General features: G+C 47.9%; 1 protein-coding gene. It reads right to left on the bottom strand.

All coding sequences use genetic code 11. From position 1 onward, the window contains the following. The coding region (locus ACNOHI_RS25350) for an XrtN system VIT domain-containing protein (RefSeq protein WP_420477493.1) at positions 1-539 on the bottom strand (539 nt) is incomplete at its 3' end. Positions 540-564: the final 25 nt, after the last annotated feature.

The following is a 564-nucleotide window of genomic DNA, read 5'->3' as shown; positions in this document are numbered from 1 at the left end:
CGATCTGTAATTCCTAATTTGAATTTCCGGTCTTCGGTTGGAGTACATGGAAAGACTCGTACACTTACTTTGTTTCCTTCCTGCCAGTGTATCACCGAAGGGTCGCGCTGCTCATGCTCAACACCTACGATTTGTTTATATGCTGAGTCTGCTTTGGATTTAGTGGTCAAATAGGCTTTTTCTTCCTTGCCGGCAATCCACAGGGAGAGGGAGCTTACTACAGAGCCTTCCGGAAGGTGGAAGGTGTAGATGGCCTCCTGATTTCCGCCCCACTTGCGGCTGTCCTTGTTCCTGATATTTAAGATTTTTTCCGTATAGGCCATTCTGTACTCAGGGAAAATCCTCACATTGGTAATGATGTTTCTTGTTTCCAGCTCATCCCCGCTCCACAGGCGTTCCTGTGCCTGATGTCTTGAGTCGTACATGGATTCGAGTATTTTTATGCGCTCGGTTTCGTCAAGACTAATTTTACCCTGAAAAAGGGTTGCAAGGACCACCAGAGGGTCGTGTTGTTGCTTCTCGTCGAAGCGCCGGTTCATGAAATTCCCCCAGAGCCAGTTCCCA

Source organism: Noviherbaspirillum sp. ST9, assembly GCF_048799745.1.
In the GTDB taxonomy this organism is placed as follows: domain Bacteria; phylum Pseudomonadota; class Gammaproteobacteria; order Burkholderiales; family Burkholderiaceae_D; genus Noviherbaspirillum.
The sequence above is the reverse complement of the archived record's forward strand: the minus strand, read 5'-3'. Positions and strand labels throughout refer to the sequence as shown.